This is a genomic window from Candidatus Darwinibacter acetoxidans, assembly GCF_041936445.1.
Taxonomy (GTDB): Bacteria; Bacillota; Limnochordia; order Darwinibacteriales; family Darwinibacteriaceae; genus DTU010.
On sequence record NZ_JBHGXH010000330.1, the window covers coordinates 1 to 1,891 of the forward strand.

Annotated in this window: 2 protein-coding genes; both read left to right on the top strand. The window is 56.8% G+C overall.

The annotated features are described in order from the left end of the window. On the top strand, nt 1–770 hold a 770-nt coding region (locus ACE4YL_RS14425; RefSeq protein ID WP_461369739.1), incomplete at its 5' end, for a head maturation protease, ClpP-related. A gap of 11 nt (nt 771–781) precedes the next feature. Then, on the top strand, nt 782–1,891 hold a 1,110-nt coding region (locus tag ACE4YL_RS14430; RefSeq protein WP_461369740.1), incomplete at its 3' end, for a phage major capsid protein.

Genomic DNA, 1,891 nt, shown 5'->3' on the forward strand with positions numbered 1-1,891 from the left:
AAGCGTCGATTTACATCTTTGGTGACATCGTTTCGTGGGAATGGTTTGACAGCGACGTGTCGAGCTACACGCTAGCCAAGGAAATCGAGGGGCTGGACGCTGATATCATCAACGTCTACATCAACTCTTACGGCGGTGAAATAGCAGAGGGGCTGGCTATCTATAACCAGCTGAGACGGCACAAAGCGACGGTCAAGACGTATTGCGAGGGGTTTGCCTGCTCTGCTGCAAGCATGGTGTTCATGGCCGGTGATGAGCGAATCATGTCCAACCCGTCGTTGCTGTGGCTCCATAACGCTCAATGGGGCGAGTGGGGCGACTATCATGCGCTGAGGAAGGCTGCAGACGATACGGAGAAAATCAATGAGGCTGCCGAGCAGGTGTATTTGAACCATGTCAATATCAGCAAAGACGAACTGAAGGCCATGATGGATGTGGAAACGTGGCTCAGTCCCGCCGAGGCTTTGGAGATGGGGTTTGCCACGGCCATTGAGGATGCCGGATCGAGCAAGAGGCCGACGCAGAATCTCCGAAAGCAGCTGATGGAGATGATCTTGAGTCGGCAGTCGAATGACAGCAAGCTGCAGGTCGATGTGGATCTGGATGGATTAGCAGACGTGCTGGAAGCCAGGCTGAAGGGGCTGATAAAGCAGAAGGCAGGGCATGAACCAGGGCCAACGCCTGAGCCAGAGCCAACGCCTGAACCCGAACCGGAGGACAACAAGCTGCAAAATCTAATGACGGCACTATTTGCCGTGAAGGAGGATTAACTGTGAAGAACATGGATCTGCTGGTAAAGCAGAAGAATGAGATTGTTGCGAAGATCAACCAGGCCATGAAAGATGGCGACGAGGCGGCCTTTGCCGCAGCGTTCACGGAGTACACCGACATGCTGCAAGAGGCTGTCATGGCCGAGGCTAAAGGCCTCGTGCAGGCGGCAGACAACCAGATCCTGGCCGGTCGTGGCGTGCGCGCCCTGACCAGCGAAGAGACCAAGTATTACCAGAAGATCATCGAGGCGATGAAGTCCAGCAATCCGAAGCAGGCTCTGAGCGGCTTCGACGCTGTGCTTCCGGAGACCATCATCAATGCCGTATTCGAGGACATCACCGAGGAGCACCCGCTCCTGTCGGAGATCAGGTTCGACAATGCTTCTGCGCTAATCAAGTGGCTTTACAGCACAATGGACGGACGGTTCCTAGCGTGGTGGGGGCCGCTCTGCGGCGAGATCAAGAAGCAGTTGGCAGCTCAGTTCAACTACCTGAACCTCGAGCAAACCAAGTTGAGCGCCTTCGTGCCGGTTTGCAAGGCGATGTTAGACCTCGGCCCTGCATGGCTCGACCGCTACGTCCGTACCATCCTGGCAGAGGCAATCGCAAATGGGCTGGAGCAGGGTATCATCAGTGGGCGTGGACTGGCTGACCAAGCTGCAGATCCCGAGGACCGTATCTACGAACCTATCGGCATGGATCGCGACCTGACAGTGTTCGACAACACTACGGGATACGCACCAAAGGTGCCGATCCCTGTGACGCAGTTCACTCCGGCGGTCTACGGCGACCTGGCGTCGCGGCTCGCGGTGGGCCCGAATCTGCTCAACCGCACGGTGACACAGTTGCTGATGGTGGTCAATCCGGTTGACTACCTCAACAAGGTCATGCCCGCAACGGCCTTCCAGCGTCCCGACGGATCATGGGTGCGTGACATCCTGCCTCTGCCGACCAAGATCGTGCAGAGTGCCTATGTGGAGCAAGGCAAGGCCATTTTGGGCCTAGCCAAGCGCTACATCATGGCTATGGGCACCGGCAAGGGCGGGCGCATCGAGTATAGCGACGAGTATCGCTTCCTCGAGGACGAACGCACCTACCTCATCAAACTCTACGGCACCGGC